The following is an 18,121-nucleotide window of genomic DNA, read 5'->3' on the forward strand; positions in this document are numbered from 1 at the left end:
CCCCGCGCCCCCCGCGCCCCCGCGCCAAGATCCGGGCAACTTCAGGGTTACTGCTGCCTCAGCCGGGCCCGAAGCGGCAGCAACAGGGAAGTTGCCCGGATCTTGAACGCGTCAGGCGCGTCAGGCGCGTCAGGCCCTGCCGGAACGGCCCACCCGCTTGCTCTGCTTCACCTGGCGCACAGGATCCGCGACGATCGCAGTGCGTTGGGTGAAGCAGAGCAAGCGTGGCCGGTGTGCGGCGGGGCGGGTACGTGGTGGCCACTGCGGCCTCGCCGTGTCGCCGGGTGCGGGAGGCGGACGGGTGAGGTTGTCCCACCAGGGCGGTGGGGGTGCGGGTGGTGGGTGATGCGGAAGGAGGGGCCGTGCGGGACGAGTTCGACGTGGTGGTGGTCGGGGCGGGGCCGGCGGGGGCGGCTGCCGCGTTGGCGGCCCGACGGGCGGGTGCCGAGGTGTTGCTGTTGGACCGGGCCGAGTTTCCCCGGGACAAGGCCTGCGGTGACGGGATCGCCGCGCACGCGTTGGACGTACTCGCCGAACTGGGCGTGCGTGACGCGGTGGCCGATTTTGCGCCGGTGCCGGCGCTGCGGCTGGTGGCGCCGGACGGCGGTGCCGTGGCGCGGGCGTTGCCCAGGCCCGCGTACACGGTGCCGCGGCAGGTGTTCGACGCGCGGCTGGTGGCGGCGGCGGTCCGGGACGGCGTGCCGCTGGGCCGCCGGGCGGTGCGGCGGGTCGAGGTGCGTGCCGACCGGGTGGTGCTGGACGGGGAGATCTCCGCCGGGGTGGTGGTGGGTGCCGACGGCGCCGGGTCCATCGTCCGTCGTGCGCTCGGTGAGCCGAGCAATCCGGACCGTCACCTGGCGTTGGCCATCCGGGGGTACGCGCCCGCGCCGCCCGGCCCACCCGCGCAGCTCATCGTCACCTCGGCGGCCCGTTGGCCGGCGTACGCCTGGTCGTTCCCGATCGGGGACGGCCGCGCGAACGTCGGGTACGGCGAGGTCCTGCGGGGCGAGTCGCTGACCCGCGCGCACCTGCTCGACCGACTGGCCGCGCTGTTGCCGGGCACGGATCCGGCGGCGGTCAGCTCGCTGCGCGCCCATCATCTGCCGCTCTCCACCTTCCGGCCGGTGCCGGGGCGGGGCCGGGTGATGCTCGCCGGTGACGCGTTCTCGCTGATCAACCCGCTCACCGGCGAAGGGATCTTCTACGCGTTGCGCTCCGGCGCGCTGGCCGGGTACGCCGCGGTCGGGCCACCGGAGCACGCGGCGCGACGGTACGCGACCGCGCTGCGTCGCCGGCTCGGCACGCACCTTCGGCACAGCTCGACGGCGGCCTGGCTGGCCCGGCGTCGGTGGGTGGTGGACGCGGCGGTGCGGGCGGCCGGTCGTGACGGACGCGTTTTCGGCAGGGTGACCGAGCTGGGACTGGGCGATGGTCTGCTGGACGGGCGGACGCTCGGCCTGATCGCCCTCGGCCTGTCGGTGCGGCATCGGCCACCGGCACACTGATCCGTACGGCGGCTCGCTACCCTGCTAGGTGATGAGTCTGCGGAAACTTCTCTACTCCGTTTACGAGCGGCGGCTCACGGCCAAGCTCGCGGGTCGGCCGGTGCCCCGCCACGTGGGCGTGATGTGTGACGGCAACCGCAGATGGGCCCGGGAGATGGGCTTCGTCGATCCGAACGACGGGCACCGGATGGGTGCCGAGCGGATAAAGGAGCTGCTGCGTTGGTGTGACGCCGCAGGCGTGGGGCACGTGACCCTGTGGCTGCTCTCCACCGACAATCTCTCACGCCCGGCGGCGGAGCTGGATCCACTGCTCCAGATCATCGAGGACCTCACCACCGAGCTGGCCGAGGAGGGTAATCCCTGGCGGCTGCGGATGGTCGGCGCGCTCGACGTGCTGCCGACGCGCCTGGCCACGGCGCTCAAGGCCGCCGAGGAGCGGACCCGGGAACGCGCCGGCAGCGCCCAGGTCAACATCGCTGTCGGGTACGGCGGGCGGCGGGAGATCGCCGACGCGGTGCGCTCCCTGCTGTTGGAGCACGCGGCGAACGGCGGCACGCTTGAGGAACTCGCCGGGTCGCTCGACGTGGACGACATCTCCGAGCACCTTTACACCCGGGGCCTGCCGGATCCGGATCTGATCATCCGGACCAGTGGCGAGCAGCGCCTCTCCGGCTTCATGCTCTGGCAGTCGGCGCACTCGGAGTTCTACTTCTGCGAGTTGAACTGGCCCGATTTCCGCCGCGTCGACTTCCTCCGCGCACTGCGCTCGTACGCCACCCGTCAGCGTCGCTACGGGGTTTGAAAGCCGGAGCGAACCGACCGCTCAGGCGAGACGGTGGGTGGCCTCGGTGAGGAAGTCGCCCAGGGCGGCGGGGGAGTCGATGGTGAGGTCGGCGGCCTCGGCGACCTCGTCGCCGGTCTCCGGGTTGGCGACGGCGACGCAGACACCGAGGAAATCCGGGTCGCCGGCGGCCCGGGCCCGGAGCGCGGCGAAGGCCTTGATGTCGGAGACGTCGTCGCCGAAGTACCAGGCCCCGCGTACCCCCTGCACCAGTTCGTCGATCACCATGCCCTTGTCCCGGTCGACCGGCGGCTTGATCTCCAGGACCATCCGCCCGACCTGTACCCGCAGGCCGAGGTGCTCGGCCTGATCCCGGCCCCACTGCTCGACGGTGGCGGCGAGTTGCGGTGCGGTACGCCAGTGCAGGGCCACCGACAGCCGCTTGTACTCCACAAGGGTGCCGGGTGGCAGTTCGGCGCGGCCACGTTCGGCGAGTTCGGCCATGGTGGGCACCCACGGCAGCGCGGCCGGCTCGGTGACCGTGGCACCGCCGGAGTGGCTGTGTTCCAGGCCGTAGAGGCCGTACAGGTCGACCCCGGTGAGCCCGCCGAAATGTTCGCGCAGGAACTCCACCGGCCGGGCCGAGACGATCGCGATGCGCCGCACGATCGGGGCCAGTGTCTCGATGGCGGCCAGCACCTTCGGCGCGGGCTGTACCTGTGTCGGATCGTCGGCGACCGGCGCGAGGGTGCCGTCGAAGTCGAAGAAGAGGACGGTCTCGGCCGCCCGGTCGGCGGTTGCCCGCCAGGCCTGGTCGGCGTTCAGCGGGGTCTTCGGCTGCTGGTTGCCCAGATTCAACGGCGGCACGCGCGACAGCGTACCCCGGGTTCGACCGGTCAATCCTGACGTGAATCCGGTGTGGGCGACAGGTGTGATTCAGCGTGATTCAGCGTTCGGCGGCCCCACGTCCCCGGCGTCCGAACGGCACCACCGCCGCCTCCTGACCGTGGCTCAGCAGGTAGCCCTCCACGAAGCCGGAGTTCCGGTCGCCGGTGTTCGCCTCGATCTCCCGCAGCCGCTCCACCAGGAACTCGGTGAGCGCGGTGAGCCGGTCGTTGAGCCGGTCGTGCAGTTCGGCGACGACGGCCAGGACGATCGCGGTGCCCGCGGTGGCGAGCGCGAAGAGGTTGACGAGCAGCGGAAGCTGCCCGCCGTTCAGGGTCAGGGTCACTGCGTTGCCGGTGATGCACAGCGTCACCGAGACCGTCGCGACCACGACAGCCAACCATTTCAGGGTCATGGAGAGACCCCTTTCTGTCCCGCAGGGCTGGGTTCGGCCTTGTCCCGTCCCCCCGCCGACGACGAGCCCAAGCAGTACAAACACGGACGCTAGCGCGCCCGATCCCGCCCCGTAGCGAAACGAATGAGGCTGACCTGGCGTTCTTTCGCCATCTGAGGAACTAGCTGGCGGCGTCGCCTCGTTTTCGGACATCGAGCGGCAACGTCGGGCGATATGCGAGGTAACGAATGGTTTCTCGGATGTGGAACTTCTCCGCGTCCGAGACGTCGGGGTCGACCAGGCGGCGCAGCAGTGCCTCGACGTCGGGGTCCATCGGTGGTGGTGCCGGTGCGGTTCGGCGGGAGGCGGTCCGGTCCCAGCCCAGCGCCGCGAAGGCCACCGCCGGGTCCAGCCCGAGGCCCTCGCAGAAGGCCACCACCCGCTCGGCTTCCGGGTCGCTGGCCCAGTCGCCACGTACCCATCGGTTGATGGTCTGCCGGGAGACGCCGGTACGCCGGGAGACCTCGGTGCCGCTCCACGCACGGGTCGCCCGGGCCTCGTCGAGGGCGCGCCGGACGAAGGTGGCGAAGGCGATCTTCCGCGCGTTGGCCGTCTCGGTCACCTCGTGACCGTACGACCGTTGAGTCTGGGTGACGGTGCCTGCCACGCGTCTGTCACGCTTGCGTGACGACTTTGGCGTGCGGCCGGAAGGGGGTCCGGCACTCTTTCTGAGGGGTGTCACCTGGGCAGGATAGATGTACGTAGGTGTGGAGGCAAACGAACGAAAAGCTGATACTGTCACGTTCATGGGACAACCTACGGTGTGTCACGTGCATGAGACGATCAGTGCTCACCTGCGTCACGCGCCCGGTGCGAGGTGGACGCGGTGACCGAACTCGCAACCCGTGCTCAGGCGTTCAGCCTGGTGGCCGAGGGGGTCGCCGCCGGGCTGAGCGCGCCGTGGCGCCTCTACCTCGCCCGCGGCTGCCGCTACCTGTCGCTCAGCGTCGGCGACCGGGCCGAGTGGAACGCCTGGCGGACCCATCTCGGCTGCCCGGAACTGAGTGTCCGGGTCTACGACGCCGGCGGCGAGATCCGCCGCTCCTCCATGGCCGAGGTGGTCATGGACGGCTGCCGGATCAGTGTGGAACTGGTGGAGGAGATCGGCACCGACGACCTCGACCGGCTGCTGGTCGCCGACCCCACCACTGTCGAACCGGAGGAACGATGAGGGCCGCGCGGCACACCGGAGCCGCCGGATGAGCCCATTCCTGGCGATCTTTCTGGTGCTCGTACTTGCCGCCACGAGCTACGCCGCTGGGCGGCTGCACGGGCAGCTCAGTTACCGGATCGGTTACCGCTTCGGCTACCGGCAGGGCTACTTCGACGGGGACCGTGGGGCGTGGAACCGACGTCGTCGGGAGGCTCAGGCGGCCATCGCCTCCGCCCTCGCCGTCACGTCACCCTCGTCGTCTCCCGCTCGGGTCTCGGCAACCGTGAACCCACTGCCGCCACGGGGCGCGTGCGCACCCCCTCCGGCACTGCGCGCCGAAGGGCCACCGGGGGAGATCGAGAAGGCCGCCACGGCTCGCCCGGGCACCACGTACACCGGGTCGTCCTTCGCGGAGCCGGCCGCCTCGGTCACCGGGCGGCACCCGACCGGCACCCTCGTCCGACGGACCGGCTGAACCGGTCGACGGGCTCCGGGCCCGTCCACAGGCGCGGCGCGTACCCCTCGTGGGTGGCGCCGCCGGGGCCACGTCAGACCGGTGGCGGTGGTCCCACCGGCCGGGATGCGCGCAGGGGGCATGCATCCCGGCCGGTTCATGTTCTGGGCCCTGGCGGCTAGCTGACCTCGTGCCCCCTGCCAGCGGCCGTTCATGAACGACCTCTAGCCGGGACGGGTGCGGGGAGCTAGCGTCTAGGCATGGCGCGGGGTTGTCCCGAGCCAGCCGGCCCGCCCGGCCTGCGACCTCGCGCACGGGGCCCGCATCCGACCCCGTGTCAGCCGGGCATCCGGAGGAGGCGGACCGCGGGTGGCCGGGTGCCCATCCGCCGGAGCAGGCCTGTGACGACTCGCCGTACGACCGCCGGTGCCGACCAGGGCCCGGCCGCGACTACCACGACCCGCCGCAGCACCCGGAGCCGCCGTACGGCGGCCGCCGGTCCGGCCGACCCCAGGGAGCCCCGACCAGCGGGCCAGTCCTTCGTTCTGGACACCTCGGTACTGCTCAGCGACCCGGCGGCGTTCCACCGCTTCGCCGAGCACGAGGTGGTGCTTCCGCTGGTGGTGATCTCCGAGCTGGAGGGCAAGCGGCAACACCCGGAACTGGGCTGGTTCGCCCGCCAGTCGCTGCGCATGCTGGACGAGCTGCGGGTGCGCCACGGCCGGCTCGACCGGCCGGTACCCGCCAACGATGTCGGCGGCACGCTGCGCGTGGAGCTGAACCACACCGATGACGGGGTGCTGCCGCCGGGCTTCCGCAACGAGTCCAACGACGCTCGGATCCTCTCCGTCGCGCTGAACCTCGCCGCCGAAGGGCGGGAGGTGACCCTGGTCAGCAAGGACATGCCGTTGCGGGTCAAGGCCGCCTCCGTGGGGCTGCGCGCCGACGAGTACCGGCACGGCCAGGCCAGCGACCCGACCTGGACCGGGATGGCCGAGCTGGATCTCGCCGAGGACGAGATCGCCCGGCTCTACGCGGGAGAGGTCATCGACGTGGACGCGGCGGCCGGCCTGCCCTGCCACACCGGACTGGTGCTGCACTCGTCCCGTGGCTCGGCGCTTGGCCGGGTGCTGCCGGACAAGACCGTGCGGCTGGTCCGGGGCGACCGGGAGGCGTTCGGCGTGCACGGGCGCTCGGCCGAGCAGCGGGTCGCGCTGGATCTCCTGCTCGACGAGTCGATCGGCATCGTCTCGCTCGGCGGTCGGGCCGGCACCGGCAAGTCCGCCCTGGCGCTGTGTGCGGGGCTGGAGGCGGTGATGGAGCGTCGCCGGCACAAGAAGGTGATCGTCTTCCGCCCGCTGTACGCCGTCGGCGGGCAGGAACTGGGCTATCTACCCGGTTCGGAGTCGGAGAAGATGTCGCCCTGGGCGCAGGCGGTCTTCGACACCCTCGGCGCGGTGGTGCACGAGAACGTGCTGGAGGAGGTCACCTCGCGTGGTCTGCTCGAGGTGCTGCCGCTGACCCACATCCGGGGCCGCAGCCTGCATGATGCCTTCGTCATCGTCGACGAGGCGCAGTCGTTGGAGCGCGGCGTGCTGCTGACGGTGCTCTCCCGGATCGGCCAGGGCTCCCGGGTGGTACTCACCCACGACGTCGCTCAGCGGGACAATCTGCGAGTCGGGCGGCACGACGGGGTCACCGCGGTGATCGAGGCGTTGAAGGGCCATCAGCTTTTCGCACACGTGACGCTCAGCCGCTCGGAGCGGTCGCCGATCGCCGCGATGGTGACGGACCTGTTGGAGGATGTCCCGACCTGACGACCGTTTTAAGTGCTTCGCGTTGATTTTTTGCGTGACGCACGTCACAATTGGGGTTCGTGGTTTCCCATCGGCCTCACTGTGCGCGATGGTTTCCCACGGGCGCCCATGCACCCGACGCATCGTTGGTGATCGTTCGTCACTCCGACACCGGAGCGGGCGACGCCGGGAGGCGACGCGGTGCGTCCACGGTGGCCGGCACGCCGGCCACGGGCGCCCGTGGCGCGCCAAGACCGCTCGCGGTCGCGGCACGCCACGTCCCTGAACCCGACGAAGGGATCACTTCGTGAGTCGGCCGTGGAGCCGGTTCGCCGCCCGCACCGCAGCCGTCGCGCTGCTCTCGGTGGGCGTGGCCGGCGGTTTCTACCTCAGTGAGGACCGCCAGTCCCAGCGCTCAGGCCCCGGCGCTCAGGTGGCCGGCAGCGTCAGCGAAATCGACGTCAACGTCGAGTACCGGCAGAAAGAGACGGTCTCCCGTCAGGTCCGCACCGCCCGACAGCAGGCCAGCGAGGTGCGGAAGCAGGCCAAGGCCGCCGCCGAGAAGGCGCGCAAGGCGGAGGAGGCGGCCCGCCGGAAGGCCGCGGAGAAGGCCGCCAAGGAGGCCGCGGCCCGCGCCGCGAAGCCGTACGACGGCCCGATCCCCGAGTCCTGCGAGGAATACAGCGGCAACCGGAAGGTCGGCTGCGCGCTCATGATGGATGCGGGTTTCAAGATCGACCAGTTCCCCTGTCTGGACAAGCTCTGGAACAAGGAGAGCGGCTGGAACCACAAGGCCCGCAACCCGTCCTCCGGGGCGTACGGCATCCCGCAGGCGTACCCGGGGAACAAGATGTCCTCGGTCGGCGACGACTGGGAGACCAACCCGGTCACCCAGATCAAGTGGGGGCTCGGCTACATCAAGGGCCGCTACAGCACACCCTGCGCAGCCTGGAACCACTCGCAGGCCAAGGGTTACTACTGAGCTGCACCACGGGCGGCGGGGGCGGGTGACCGCACCCCGCCGCCGTGTGTCTCGGGTCGGGAAAAGTGGCGGCCACCGACGTTTGCTGATAGCTGTTGACAGGTGACCCTGCTCCCAGGAAACGGCGATGCCCACCGCTTCGGCACCGTGGCCTTCTACGCGTCCATCGGCCGGGCGTTCGTCGCCATGTGCGCGGTGGTTCCGGTGCTCTTCCTGATCGAGGGCCTCGACGTCTGGCTCGGTGCCGGGTTCGACGCCGCCGCCGGGATCATCCCGCAGCGCATCGACGGGCTGGACGGCATCTTCTTCTCGCCGTTCCTGCACCACGGCTTCGACCACCTCTACAGCAACAGCATCCCGTTGATCCTCCTCGGCACGTTCGTGCTGGCGGCGGGTGCTCGGCGCTTCCTCTGGTCCACCCTGGTGATCGTCCTGGTAAGCGGGCTCGGCGTGTGGTTCACCGGCTCGTCCAGCACGATCGTGGTCGGTGCCAGCGGGGTGATCTTCGGGTACCTCGGCATCCTGCTCACCCGGGGCATCTTCGAGCGGAGCTGGTGGAACTTCGCCGTGTTCCTGTTGGTCGGGCTGCTCTACGGCGGCCAACTGGTCGGCGTGCTGCCCACCGACGAGCGGATCTCCTGGCAGGGGCACCTGTTCGGGCTGCTCGGCGGCATCGTGGCGGCGATCATCTTCCGTCGTCGTCGGTCCGACCTCGACGGGCCGTACCGCTCCGAGTCGCCGATGACCATGCCCTGACCCGTCCACCGAGCGCGGCTACCGCCACGGCGACCAGGGTCAGCACGGCACCGAGCAGGGTGGTCGGGTCGGGATGCGAGGCGGCGGAGGGCATCAGCACGTCCAGCAGCACCGCACCGACCACCTGACCGGCGACGGTGGCCAGGCCGAGCAGCAACACACCGGTGAGGCGGACCACCGCAGCGGCCACCGCGATGAACGTGACACCGATCGGCCCACCGAGGTAGAGCCAGGGATCGGCGGGCAGCCCGCCCGGAGGCAGACCCCGCAGCGCGAGGCTGACGACGAACGCGACCAGCAGCACCGCCGTACCGGCGGCGAAGTTGACGAGCGTGGCGGTAAGCGTGCTCTCGCTGACCACCCGGACCCATCCGTTCACCGCCTGCTGCCAGGCCACCGCCACCCCGGCCAGCAGCGGCAGCACAGCCAGCCCGAGAGTCGCCGGCTCGCGGAACCGGTCGCTGACCGCCAGCAGCACCGCGACCACGGTCAGCGCCGCACCGGCCAGCCGGGCGCCGGTCACCGGTCGCCGGCCGCTCGGGCCGATCCCCGCCCGGTCGACGAGCAGGCTGCTGGCGGACTGGCCGGCCACGACCGCCACCGTGAACACCGCGACTCCCAGGGTGCCGACGGTGGCGCTCTGGGTGAACACCAGGAATGCGCCGCAGGCACCGCCGAGGCACTGCCACGGCCGAAGCGTCCCCCGACCGAGGGCGGTACGCAGTGTCGTCAACCCGCGTCGCCCGGCACCCGTGGCCGGAACCAACACCAACAGCAGTAGCAGGCCCGAACCGAACGAGATGACCGCGGCGGTCACCCCGTCGCCGAGGCGTACGCCCAACTCGCCGTTGATTCGTGACTGCGTCGCCACGGCGACCCCGGCCAGGGTGGCCAGCGCCACCGCGCCGAATCGGCGACCCGCCGACACCGCCGGCCGGGTCACCGTCGGGGCACTCAAGCCTGTTCGTCCAGTGGCCGGCCGTCGAAGTCCACCGCCGAGTACAGCGCCAGCTTCTCCAACCGGTGGTACGAGTCGATCACTCGAATGGTGCCGCTCTTGGAGCGCATCACGATCGACTGGGTGTACGCACCGCCGGCCCGGTACCGCACGCCGCGCAGCAGGTCCCCGGAGGTGATGCCGGTCGCCACGAAGAAGCAGTTGTCGCCGGTCACCAGGTCGTCGGTGGTGAGCACCCGGTCCAGGTCGTGGCCGGCCGCGACCGCCTTCTCACGCTCGGCGTCGTCCCGTGGCCAGAGCTTGGCCTGCATCATCCCGCCCATGCACTTCAGGGCGCAGGCGGCGGTGATGCCCTCCGGGGTGCCGCCGATGCCCATCAGCACGTCGACGTCCGACTCGCCGCGTGCGGCGGCGATCGCACCGGCGATGTCGCCGTCGGAGATGAAGCGGATGCCGGCCCCGGCGCGGCGGATCTCGTCGACCAGGCCGTCGTGCCGGGAACGGTCGAGCACACAGACCGTGACCTCGGAGACGCTTGTGCCCTTGGCCTTCGCGATGCGACGCAGATTTTCGACCGTGCCGGCCTCGATGTCCACCACGTCGGCGTAGGCGGGGCCGACGGCGAGCTTCTCCATGTAGAAGACCGCGCTCGGGTCGAACATCGCGCCCCGTTCGGCCACCGCCAGCACCGCGAGCGCGTTCGGCATCCCCTTGCTCATCAGGGTGGTGCCGTCGATCGGGTCCACCGCGACGTCCACCTCGGGGCCGTCGCCGTCGCCGACCTCCTCGCCGTTGAACAGCATCGGGGCGTTGTCCTTCTCGCCCTCGCCGATCACCACGATCCCCTTCATCGGGATCGAGTTGATCAACTTGCGCATCGCGTCGACGGCGGCGCCGTCGCCACCCTCCTTGTCGCCCCGGCCGACCCACCGGCCGGCGGCCATCGCCGCCGCCTCGGTGACCCTGACCAGATCGAGGGCGAGGTTGCGGTCGAGATTCTGTGGAATTCGCGTCCTGATGGTCGTCATGAAAACGGCTCCTCCTCGCGGCGGTGCGGGGCGGGCCGGCGCTGCCGGCTTCGTTCCTGATCCTCACACGATGGCGGACGCGCAGCCGGGGCGGGGCGGTGATGGCACGGATACCGCCGGTCGGGCTGCTGAGACAATGGCGAGGTGGAGCCTGCACAGCCTGATGACCGCGCACCCGCCGACGAGCCCGTGCCGCCGCCCGCCGCCGCCGCAAGGTCCGAGCGGTCGCCCCGGGACATGGCCATCTCGCTGCTGGTGCTGCTGATCCCGATCGCCCTGCTACTCGCCTTCTACCGGGGCTTCCTCGGCGGGGACGAGCCGAACACTGTCGATCCGGCACCCGCCTTCGAACAGGCGAAATCGGCCGGCGCGTTTCCGGTGAGCGAACCGGCCGAGCTGGGTGACGGGTGGCGGGCCGTGCGCGCCACCTACCGCACGGCCGAGGACGGGGCGATCCTCCGGGTGGGATATGTCACCCCGGAGGGGCGGGGCCTGCAACTGGTGCAGAGCAACGTGCCGCCGGACCGGCTGCTGCCGGCCGAGCTGACCGACGCGGGTCGGCCACAGGGGCGGACCGATCTCGGGTCCGGCACCTGGCAGCGGTACACGGCACGCGGTAACGAGCAGGCGTTGGTGCTGCTCCAGCCCGAGCGCACGGTGATCGTCGTCGGCGACGCCCGGGACAACGAACTGCGGGCGCTGGCCACCGCCGTGGACTGAACGCCCTCGATCCGGTCGGGAGTGTCGGCGACGCCGGTGCGTGCCGGCCGACGGCGCGGGCGTAGCGTCGCATCAAGTGCCCCCTGCATGTCGGTGCGATCCGTTACGCTCCCCGGGTTCGATGCCTGACCGGCTGCTGTCGGTCGGGTTTTCCTGCTTGAAGAGAGACGATCTGTGAACATTCGACGGTGGAGCGTGGGCCTCATCGCCGCCACGCTGCTCGTTCCCGGGCTCGCTGCCTGCAACAACTCCAGCAGTGACTCGCCTGCCGCGGGCTCCTCGACCGAGTCGGGCATCCCGGCCGACCCGAAGGCGGCGCTTGTCGCCTCCACCAAGGGGCTGGCCGAGGGCAACTTCACCTTCACCATCGCGGCTGACTCGATGACCGGCAAGGGCACGTTCCACAAGCCCAGCAACAGCGCTCAGATGACGATGACCGTGGGCGACGAAGACTTCACCATGGATTTCGACCTGATCCAGATCCAGCCGGACACCTGGGTGAAGGTCGACCTGGGTGACCTGTTCGCCGGCGTTCCGGGGATGGAGGCGATCAAGGACAAGTACCAGCACCTCGACGCCGCCAAGGCCAAGGACGCGAAGAACCTCGACATCTTCAAGGAGGGCACCGACCCGGCCGACGCCGCCGGCATGTTCGAGGGTCTCGCCGAGGTGCAGAAGACCGGCGAGGGCACCTACAGCGGCACCTTCGACCTCACCTCGGTGAAGGACTCGGTGGCGGCCGACGAGGACATGCTCAAGGCGCTTGGTGACCAGGCCAAGGCGATCCCGTTCACCGCGAAGCTGGACGCCGAGGGCCGGCTGAGCGAGCTGGTCATGTCCGTCCCGGCGGCGGGCGAGACCAAGGCCCAGGACATCAAGGTCACCTACGCCGACTACGGTGCGGCGACCGCCGTGCAGAAGCCGCCGGCGGACCAGGTCATCGAGGCGAGCGAGCAGACCTACGAGATGTTCAAGTAGGTCGAGCGGCACTGCTGCGGGGGTGGGCTGAGCCCGCCCCCGTTCGCGTTCCGGCTGGCCGTTCCACCGGGCTGCGGGTGGCCCGCGCCGGACGGCCGGTCGGACCGGCGACGATGGTCCGGGGGATCTGGTCGGTTTCGGGTGATTGCGCGAGCGGCCGGCAGGGAACAGAGAAGGGGAGCCTCCGGCGCGAGAACGCACCGGATGACCCTGCTGGGAGACACCGATGACCGTTCGACGACTGAGCGCCGGCCTCGTGGCCGTCGCCCTCTTCACGCCCGGAGTCGCCGCCTGCACCACCACCGGCGACGCCGGGCCGAGTGCCACACCCACCGCCACCGCCACCGCCAGCGCCACCGGTGCCGCACCCGAGGTCGACACCGACGCGAAGCAGGCGCTACTGGACTCGACCCGGGAGATCAGCAACGGCAACTTCAGGTTCAGCATGACCGGTGCCGGCTCGGTGGCGGAGGGCCAGGTGCACCAGCCGAGCCAGAGCGCTGAGATCAAGGTACGCCTCGGCGAGTCGACCGATGACCTGGCGATCAGCCTCGACCTCATCCACGCCAAACCGGACAGCTGGGTGAAGCTGGACCTTCAGGGCCAGGCGGCCACCAGCGTGCCCGGGGCGGACCGACTCAACCTCGGCAAGTACCACCACCTCGATCAGAGCCGGATCAAGGGCAACCGCAGCCTTGGCTTCGACTTCGACAAGGTCGACCCCGCCGGCAGTGAGGCGTTGACTCAGGCCGTCACCGAGGTCCGCCGTACCGGCGACGGGGCGTACGCCGGCACCCTCGACCTGTCGAAGGCGGCCGACGCCGGATCCCTCGACCCGAGCGTGATCACCGCGCTCGGCCCGGAGGCGAAGTCGGTGCCGTTCACCGCGAAGACCGACGCCCAGGGGCGACTCACCGAGATGGTCATTCAACTGCCCGAGGGCAGCCGGCCCGCCGGGCAGGAGATCAAGGTGACCTACTCCGACTACGGCAACGCGACCGCGGCGACCAAGCCCTCGGCCGACCAGGTCGTCGAGGCGCCGCCGGAGCTGTACAACCTGTTCGACTGAGCGCGGGGCGCGGTCGGACCGTACGCCTCGCCCGTCAGAAACCGCACGCACCGCGGCGGGAGCCCACCGGCTCCCGCCGCGCCGTGTTGGCGTGCCGCTCGCCCGCGAGCTGACCGTGCCGCGTGTCCCGGCCGGATCGGCATGCTCCCGGAATGGTCAGGTGGCCGGATCAGGTCGGGCGGCGTCGATCCGGGCGCGGGCGCCGTCGAGCCATCGCTGGCAGATGACCGCCAGCGCCTCGCCGCGCTCCCACAGCGCCAACGACTCCTCCAGCGACGTGCCGCCGGCCTCCAGCCGCTCCACCACCGACGCGAGCTCGGCGCGGGCCTGTTCGTAGCTGAGCCGCTCGTCCGACCCGTTGGTCTTCTCGTCAGTCATCGCACCCATCTCAGCACAACCGTCCGACGCCGCCGTCGACCGCACCACCGTTCGACACGTCGGGCGTCAAGGCCGTGCTCTGGCCGGCCACGCAGCCCGGCCACCGGATCCGGGACCGAGTGGCCTCCCGGTCCGCACCCGGCCCGGGATCGGGTGCCATCATGCGCCGGGGCGGTCCCGCGCGGGTCAGGTGTCGACCGTGGCGGACAGTTCGCCTTCGGCGAGGCGTACCCGCAGCGGGTCGCCGGGAGCCACCTCGGTGGCCGCGCGTACGACATGGCCGTCGGCGCGTTGCACGATGGCGTACCCGCGGTCAAGGGTGGCGGCCGGGGAGAGAGCGCGCAGCCGGGCCACGGTGTGCCGAAGGTCCTCGCCAGCGGCGGCGAGGCGGTGGTCCAGACAGCGGCCGGCGCGCTGGCGGAGGGCGACCACCTCGGCGGCCCGCTGCTCCAGCATCACCTGGGGCCGGGCCAGCACCGGTCGGGAGCGGAGCGCGTCGATGCGGTGGGACTCCCGGTCGACGAGATTGTGCACGGCCCGGTGCAGCCGGTGCCGGGCCTGCTTGATCAGGCGTACCTCCTCGGCCAGGTCGGGCACCACCCGTTTGGCCGCGTCGGTGGGGGTCGACGCCCGGACGTCGGCCACGTAGTCGACAAGCGGTGCGTCCGTCTCGTGGCCGATGGCGCTGACCACCGGCGTACGACAGGCGAAGACGGCCCGGCACAGCGCCTCGTCGGAGAAGGGCAGCAGGTCCTCGATGCCGCCCCCACCACGGGCCAGGATGATCACGTCGATGCTCGGGTCCGCGTCCAGCGCCTTGAGCGCGTCCACGATCTGCGGGACGGCCGCCGGGCCCTGCACGGCCACGTTCACCGTCCGGAACTCCACCGCCGGCCAGCGTCGGCGGGCGTTTGTCAGGACGTCCCGCTCGGCTGCGCTGGCCCGACCGGTGATCAGCCCGATCCGCTGGGGCAGGAACGGTGGGCGGCGCTTCCGCGCCCGGTCGAACAGCCCTTCGGCGGCCAGCAGCTTCTTGAGCTTTTCCAGCCGGGCGAGGAGCTCGCCGAGGCCGACCTGGCGGATCTCGTCGGCGCGCAGGCTGAGCGTGCCCCGGGCGGCGTAGAACTCGGGCTTGGCGTGCAGCACCACCCGGGCACCCTCGCGCAGTTCCGGCGCGCCGAGGTCGAGCACGTCGCGGTTGGTGGTGACCGTGAGACTCAGGTCGGCGGACGGGTCACGCAGTGTCAGGAACACGGTGCTGGCGCCGGGTCGTCGGCTGATCTGCGCCACCTGCCCGTCGACCCACACCCATCCGAGCCGGGCGACCCAGGCGCCGATCTTCTGACTGACCACGCGTACCGGCCACGGTTCCTCCGAGCTGCTTTTCCCCTCAGCCCCTTCACCCACACCCACCCGCCCACCCTACGACCCTTCGCCCCGCTGAAGGTTGATCATGAAGGTTGTGCCGGCGGCGTGTCGTTGGCGGCGGGGCGTCGCTGCGGCCCGCTGCCGGGTGTGGGGATGGCACGTAGGATGCAGGGGTGACTGAGGTTGAGGCGACTCCCCGGACCGGCAAGCGCGTGCTCCTGGCCAAGCCCCGCGGCTACTGCGCGGGCGTGGACCGGGCGGTGCAGACCGTCGAGGAGGCGCTCAAGCTCTACGGTGCCCCCATCTACGTCCGAAAGCAGATCGTGCACAACAAGCACGTGGTGCGGACGCTTGAGGCTCAGGGTGCGATCTTCGTGGAGGAGAACGAGGAGGTGCCCGAGGGCGCCACGGTGATCTTCTCCGCGCACGGCGTGGCTCCCGAGGTCTACGAGCAGGCGAAGCAGCGGTCGCTGAAGGCGATCGACGCCACCTGCCCGCTGGTGACTAAGGTGCACCACGAGGCGAAGCGGTTCGCCGCCGAGGACTACGACATCCTGCTCATCGGTCACGAGGGGCACGAGGAGGTCATCGGCACCTCCGGCGAGGCGCCGGAGCACATCCAGCTGGTGGATGGCCCGGAGGACGCCGACCGGATCACCGTGCGGGATCCGAACAAGGTGGTCTGGCTGTCGCAGACCACGCTGTCGGTGGACGAGACGATGGAGACCGTCGCCCGGCTCAAGAAGCGGCTGCCGATGCTCCAGTCACCGCCCAGCGACGACATCTGCTACGCCACAAGCAACCGGCAGCACGTGATCAAGGAGATCGCGTCGGAGTGCGACGTGGTGATCGTCGTCGGCTCACGCAACTCGTCCAACTCCGTACGCCTGGTCGAGGTGGCCCTGGACGGTGGTGCCCGTGGCGGCCACCTGGTCGACTTCGCCCACGAGATCGAGGACGCCTGGCTGGCCGACGCGCGGACGGTGGGTCTGACCTCGGGTGCCAGCGTGCCGGAGGAACTGGTGCAGGAGGTGCTGGCTCACCTCGCCGAGCGCGGCTTCACCGACGTGGAGGAGGTGGTGACCGCGAACGAACGGCTCACCTTCTCACTGCCGCAGGAACTCAAGCGCGACATGAAGGCCGCTGCGGCGGCGGCCCGCGACTGAGCCGCCGAGCAGGCCCGTGAGCATGCCAGGCAGGCGCGGTGGAACTGTTCACCGGCCCGGTGCGTCAAAGCTTGGTATGAGGACCATTCGGATCGCCGCGACCGCGCTGATCGTCTGCACGGCGCTCGCCGCCTGTGCGGGCCAGGACGCGGGGGACGGCACCGCCACCCCGACCCCGACGGGAGCGTCACCGGTGACCGAGCTGCCCACCCCCGACCCGACCGGGTCCGCACCGGTGCCCTCGCCCTCCGATCCGGTGGACCCGACCGTACCCACCACCCGGCCGACGGTCAGGCCGACCGCCCCGTCGAAGCCACCCGTGACCGGTGAGATCACGGTGACCGGCCGGATCGAGTCCGGCGTCGAGCCCGGCTGTCTGCTGCTCGACGGTTACCTGCTGCTCGGTGGTCCCCGTGACGTGCTCACCGCGGGTGCGTCGGTGACGGTGACCGGCCGTCCCGACCCGACCATGATGTCCACCTGCCAGCAGGGCACCCCGTTCGTCGTGGCCTCCGCCAAGCGCGGCTGAGACCCGGCCGCCAGGCGCGCCAAGCAGCCCCAGCCGCCAGGCGTGTAAACAGACCGGCCGCCGGGCGTGCCGACGCGCGGCTCCGGGTCGGCCTCGGCGACAGCACGGGCCGACGATGTGGATCAATCGATGGCAGGATGCCCGGGTGCGGTACCGAGCGATCCTTCCTACGGCGGCCGGCATCCTCGCCACCGTCCACGTCCTCGGCACTCTCACCGGTGTCGCCCTGCTGCGCCAGGCCGAGGTGCTCGCGCTGCTGCTGCTGGCGGCGTACGCGTTGACCGGCCTCCGGGCCGGGCTGGGCCCGGAGATGTCAGCCGACGCGCCGGACAACCCGGCCCTGCCGGGCGAGTCGCCCATGCCGAGCGCTGCCTTCGGGATGCCGGTCTCGCACTTTGGGGTGGCGGTGGCGCTCGCCGCGTTGGTGGTCGACGCGTGGATCACCATGCCCACCGCCGGCCCCGGGCACTGGGCGTTCATGGAAGCGGGCCGGCCTGACCCGTTCCAGGAGGTAATCGCCGCACTCGTGGCGAACTGGGCGGCCCTGGCCTTCGTCATGGTGTTGGTGTTGACGGTGCTGCTCGGACCGAATCGGCCTGTCCGCCTCGGTCGGCCGGTGCGCGTGGCGGCGGTGCTGGCCGGAGTGCTGGTGACCGGGTACGCGGCCGCCCGCCTGATCGGAGTCCACCTGGAACTGGCGGCGGCTCGGCGACAGCGGCCCGGGCTCGGCGACGACTCCGGCGAACGGATCGTCGCCACCGGGGTGGCGGCGTTGGTGCCCCTTGCGCTGGCGCTCGGCGCGATCGTCCTGGTGGTCCTGCTTCACGCGCAGCGGCGACGGCTAGCGACGAGCGGTGCCGTACTGCTGGTGCTGATCGCTCTGACCCGGATCGACGTGGTCTGCGATTCGTTGCCGCTGCCACTGCATCTGCTTGGTCGGGGCAGCCTGTTCACGGCCGCCTCCCAGGCCGCGCCCGGTCTCGACGCGCCCGGACCGGCCGTGGTAGTCGCCCTGGAGCTGGCCGCGTACCTGCTGCTCGTGGTGGGTCTGCGTGCCCGTCGTCCGCAACGGGCCGGGCCGGTCAGCTGATCGGCCCGGCCCGTGGACAGACGGAAGCCCGTCTCCGGAGAACCGGAGACGGGCTTCCTTGGTGGTGCGGG

General features: G+C 71.1%; 20 protein-coding genes. 13 read left to right on the forward strand and 7 right to left on the reverse strand.

Features of this window, described 5'->3' with window-relative positions; genetic code table 11:
* Nucleotides 1-335: 335 nt before the first annotated feature.
* Both ACN26Z_RS06070 and ACN26Z_RS06075 read left to right on the forward strand, forming a co-directional pair.
* Nucleotides 336-1,505: an NAD(P)/FAD-dependent oxidoreductase gene (locus ACN26Z_RS06070; RefSeq protein ID WP_282240018.1), complete on the forward strand. Its 1,170-nt coding sequence runs from the start codon at nucleotides 336-338 to the stop codon at nucleotides 1,503-1,505.
* Between the two features lie 31 nt (nucleotides 1,506-1,536).
* Nucleotides 1,537-2,307, forward strand: coding sequence for an isoprenyl transferase (locus ACN26Z_RS06075; protein WP_093406300.1), 771 nt, complete (start codon nucleotides 1,537-1,539; stop codon nucleotides 2,305-2,307).
* Between the two features lie 21 nt (nucleotides 2,308-2,328).
* Here the strand turns inward: ACN26Z_RS06075 and otsB are convergent, their stop codons facing one another.
* From otsB to ACN26Z_RS06090, 3 genes are all read right to left on the reverse strand, one after another.
* Nucleotides 2,329-3,153, reverse strand: a complete 825-nt coding sequence (gene otsB / locus ACN26Z_RS06080; RefSeq protein WP_093406302.1) for a trehalose-phosphatase — start codon at nucleotides 3,151-3,153, stop codon at nucleotides 2,329-2,331.
* A 79-nt stretch (nucleotides 3,154-3,232) separates the two neighbouring features.
* Nucleotides 3,233-3,586 carry a hypothetical protein gene (locus ACN26Z_RS06085; RefSeq protein WP_093406304.1) on the reverse strand — a complete coding sequence of 118 codons (354 nt, stop codon included), beginning with the start codon at nucleotides 3,584-3,586 and terminating at the stop codon, nucleotides 3,233-3,235.
* Between the two features lie 160 nt (nucleotides 3,587-3,746).
* Complete coding sequence (locus ACN26Z_RS06090; RefSeq protein ID WP_210941464.1) at nucleotides 3,747-4,187, reverse strand: helix-turn-helix domain-containing protein; 441 nt, start codon at nucleotides 4,185-4,187, stop codon at nucleotides 3,747-3,749.
* A 264-nt stretch (nucleotides 4,188-4,451) separates the two neighbouring features.
* Between ACN26Z_RS06090 and ACN26Z_RS06095 the strand changes: the two genes are divergently transcribed.
* The 5 genes from ACN26Z_RS06095 to ACN26Z_RS06115 all read left to right on the forward strand — a co-directional run bounded on the left by ACN26Z_RS06095 (nucleotide 4,452) and on the right by ACN26Z_RS06115 (nucleotide 8,766).
* A complete protein-coding gene (locus tag ACN26Z_RS06095) occupies nucleotides 4,452-4,796 on the forward strand; it encodes a hypothetical protein (RefSeq protein WP_093406661.1) in 345 nt (114 codons plus the stop codon).
* 28 nt (nucleotides 4,797-4,824) lie between these two features.
* Nucleotides 4,825-5,253, forward strand: coding sequence for a hypothetical protein (locus ACN26Z_RS06100; RefSeq protein WP_282240017.1), 429 nt, complete (start codon nucleotides 4,825-4,827; stop codon nucleotides 5,251-5,253).
* Nucleotides 5,254-5,633: 380 nt separating this feature from the next.
* Nucleotides 5,634-7,049: a PhoH family protein gene (locus ACN26Z_RS06105; RefSeq protein ID WP_093406309.1), complete on the forward strand. Its 1,416-nt coding sequence runs from the start codon at nucleotides 5,634-5,636 to the stop codon at nucleotides 7,047-7,049.
* Between the two features lie 286 nt (nucleotides 7,050-7,335).
* On the forward strand, nucleotides 7,336-8,010 hold the full coding sequence (locus ACN26Z_RS06110; RefSeq protein WP_093406312.1) for a lytic transglycosylase domain-containing protein: 675 nt from the start codon (nucleotides 7,336-7,338) through the stop codon (nucleotides 8,008-8,010).
* 102 nt (nucleotides 8,011-8,112) lie between these two features.
* Nucleotides 8,113-8,766 carry a rhomboid family intramembrane serine protease gene (locus tag ACN26Z_RS06115; protein ID WP_093406314.1) on the forward strand — a complete coding sequence of 218 codons (654 nt, stop codon included), beginning with the start codon at nucleotides 8,113-8,115 and terminating at the stop codon, nucleotides 8,764-8,766.
* Here the strand turns inward: ACN26Z_RS06115 and ACN26Z_RS06120 are convergent.
* Both ACN26Z_RS06120 and glpX read right to left on the reverse strand, forming a co-directional pair.
* On the reverse strand, nucleotides 8,696-9,709 hold the full coding sequence (locus ACN26Z_RS06120; protein ID WP_421464546.1) for a DMT family transporter: 1,014 nt from the start codon (nucleotides 9,707-9,709) through the stop codon (nucleotides 8,696-8,698). The two genes, ACN26Z_RS06115 and ACN26Z_RS06120, sit on opposite strands and share 71 nt — an antisense overlap.
* 11 nt (nucleotides 9,710-9,720) lie before the next feature.
* Complete coding sequence (gene glpX, locus ACN26Z_RS06125) at nucleotides 9,721-10,752, reverse strand: class II fructose-bisphosphatase (protein ID WP_093406317.1); 1,032 nt, start codon at nucleotides 10,750-10,752, stop codon at nucleotides 9,721-9,723.
* Nucleotides 10,753-10,896: 144 nt separating this feature from the next.
* Between glpX and ACN26Z_RS06130 the strand changes: the two genes are divergently transcribed.
* From ACN26Z_RS06130 to ACN26Z_RS06140, 3 genes are all read left to right on the forward strand, one after another.
* Nucleotides 10,897-11,472 carry a DUF4245 domain-containing protein gene (locus ACN26Z_RS06130; protein ID WP_093406319.1) on the forward strand — a complete coding sequence of 192 codons (576 nt, stop codon included), beginning with the start codon at nucleotides 10,897-10,899 and terminating at the stop codon, nucleotides 11,470-11,472.
* A gap of 195 nt (nucleotides 11,473-11,667) precedes the next feature.
* Entirely contained in the window at nucleotides 11,668-12,450 is a 783-nt protein-coding gene (locus tag ACN26Z_RS06135; RefSeq protein ID WP_421460187.1) for a hypothetical protein, read from the forward strand.
* Between the two features lie 226 nt (nucleotides 12,451-12,676).
* Nucleotides 12,677-13,519 (forward strand): hypothetical protein, encoded by an 843-nt coding sequence (locus ACN26Z_RS06140; RefSeq protein ID WP_421460188.1) that lies wholly within the window; start codon nucleotides 12,677-12,679, stop codon nucleotides 13,517-13,519.
* Nucleotides 13,520-13,675: 156 nt separating this feature from the next.
* Here ACN26Z_RS06140 and ACN26Z_RS06145 read toward each other — a convergent pair whose 3' ends face one another.
* Together ACN26Z_RS06145 and xseA are read right to left on the reverse strand one after the other, a co-directional pair.
* A complete protein-coding gene (locus tag ACN26Z_RS06145; RefSeq protein WP_373870664.1) occupies nucleotides 13,676-13,906 on the reverse strand; it encodes an exodeoxyribonuclease VII small subunit in 231 nt (76 codons plus the stop codon).
* A gap of 177 nt (nucleotides 13,907-14,083) precedes the next feature.
* Nucleotides 14,084-15,304 carry an exodeoxyribonuclease VII large subunit gene (xseA, locus tag ACN26Z_RS06150; protein ID WP_282240610.1) on the reverse strand — a complete coding sequence of 407 codons (1,221 nt, stop codon included), beginning with the start codon at nucleotides 15,302-15,304 and terminating at the stop codon, nucleotides 14,084-14,086.
* A gap of 134 nt (nucleotides 15,305-15,438) precedes the next feature.
* On the opposite strand from xseA, the gene ACN26Z_RS06155 reads away from it, so the two are divergent.
* The 3 genes from ACN26Z_RS06155 to ACN26Z_RS06165 all read left to right on the forward strand — a co-directional run bounded on the left by ACN26Z_RS06155 (nucleotide 15,439) and on the right by ACN26Z_RS06165 (nucleotide 18,050).
* Complete coding sequence (locus ACN26Z_RS06155; RefSeq protein WP_093406329.1) at nucleotides 15,439-16,431, forward strand: 4-hydroxy-3-methylbut-2-enyl diphosphate reductase; 993 nt, start codon at nucleotides 15,439-15,441, stop codon at nucleotides 16,429-16,431.
* 76 nt (nucleotides 16,432-16,507) lie between these two features.
* Complete coding sequence (locus tag ACN26Z_RS06160; RefSeq protein ID WP_093406332.1) at nucleotides 16,508-16,960, forward strand: hypothetical protein; 453 nt, start codon at nucleotides 16,508-16,510, stop codon at nucleotides 16,958-16,960.
* Nucleotides 16,961-17,105: 145 nt separating this feature from the next.
* Nucleotides 17,106-18,050, forward strand: a complete 945-nt coding sequence (locus ACN26Z_RS06165) for a hypothetical protein (RefSeq protein ID WP_421460190.1) — start codon at nucleotides 17,106-17,108, stop codon at nucleotides 18,048-18,050.
* Nucleotides 18,051-18,121 lie beyond the last annotated feature (71 nt).

The sequence above is a fragment of the Verrucosispora sp. WMMD703 genome (genome assembly GCF_049178935.1).
Taxonomy (GTDB): domain Bacteria; phylum Actinomycetota; class Actinomycetes; order Mycobacteriales; family Micromonosporaceae; genus Micromonospora; species Micromonospora sediminimaris.

Excerpts from the sequence above, each read along its gene's own strand:
- ACN26Z_RS06075 (WP_093406300.1), top strand. The coding sequence starts at position 1,537 with ATGAGTCTGCGGAAACTTCTCTACTCCGTTTACGAGCGGCGGCTCACG.
- ACN26Z_RS06085 (WP_093406304.1), bottom strand. The coding sequence starts at position 3,586 with ATGACCCTGAAATGGTTGGCTGTCGTGGTCGCGACGGTCTCGGTGACG.
- ACN26Z_RS06100 (WP_282240017.1), top strand. The coding sequence starts at position 4,825 with ATGAGCCCATTCCTGGCGATCTTTCTGGTGCTCGTACTTGCCGCCACG.
- glpX (WP_093406317.1), bottom strand. The coding sequence starts at position 10,752 with ATGACGACCATCAGGACGCGAATTCCACAGAATCTCGACCGCAACCTC.
- ACN26Z_RS06140 (WP_421460188.1), top strand. The coding sequence starts at position 12,677 with ATGACCGTTCGACGACTGAGCGCCGGCCTCGTGGCCGTCGCCCTCTTC.
- ACN26Z_RS06145 (WP_373870664.1), bottom strand. The coding sequence starts at position 13,906 with ATGGGTGCGATGACTGACGAGAAGACCAACGGGTCGGACGAGCGGCTC.
- ACN26Z_RS06160 (WP_093406332.1), top strand. The coding sequence starts at position 16,508 with ATGAGGACCATTCGGATCGCCGCGACCGCGCTGATCGTCTGCACGGCG.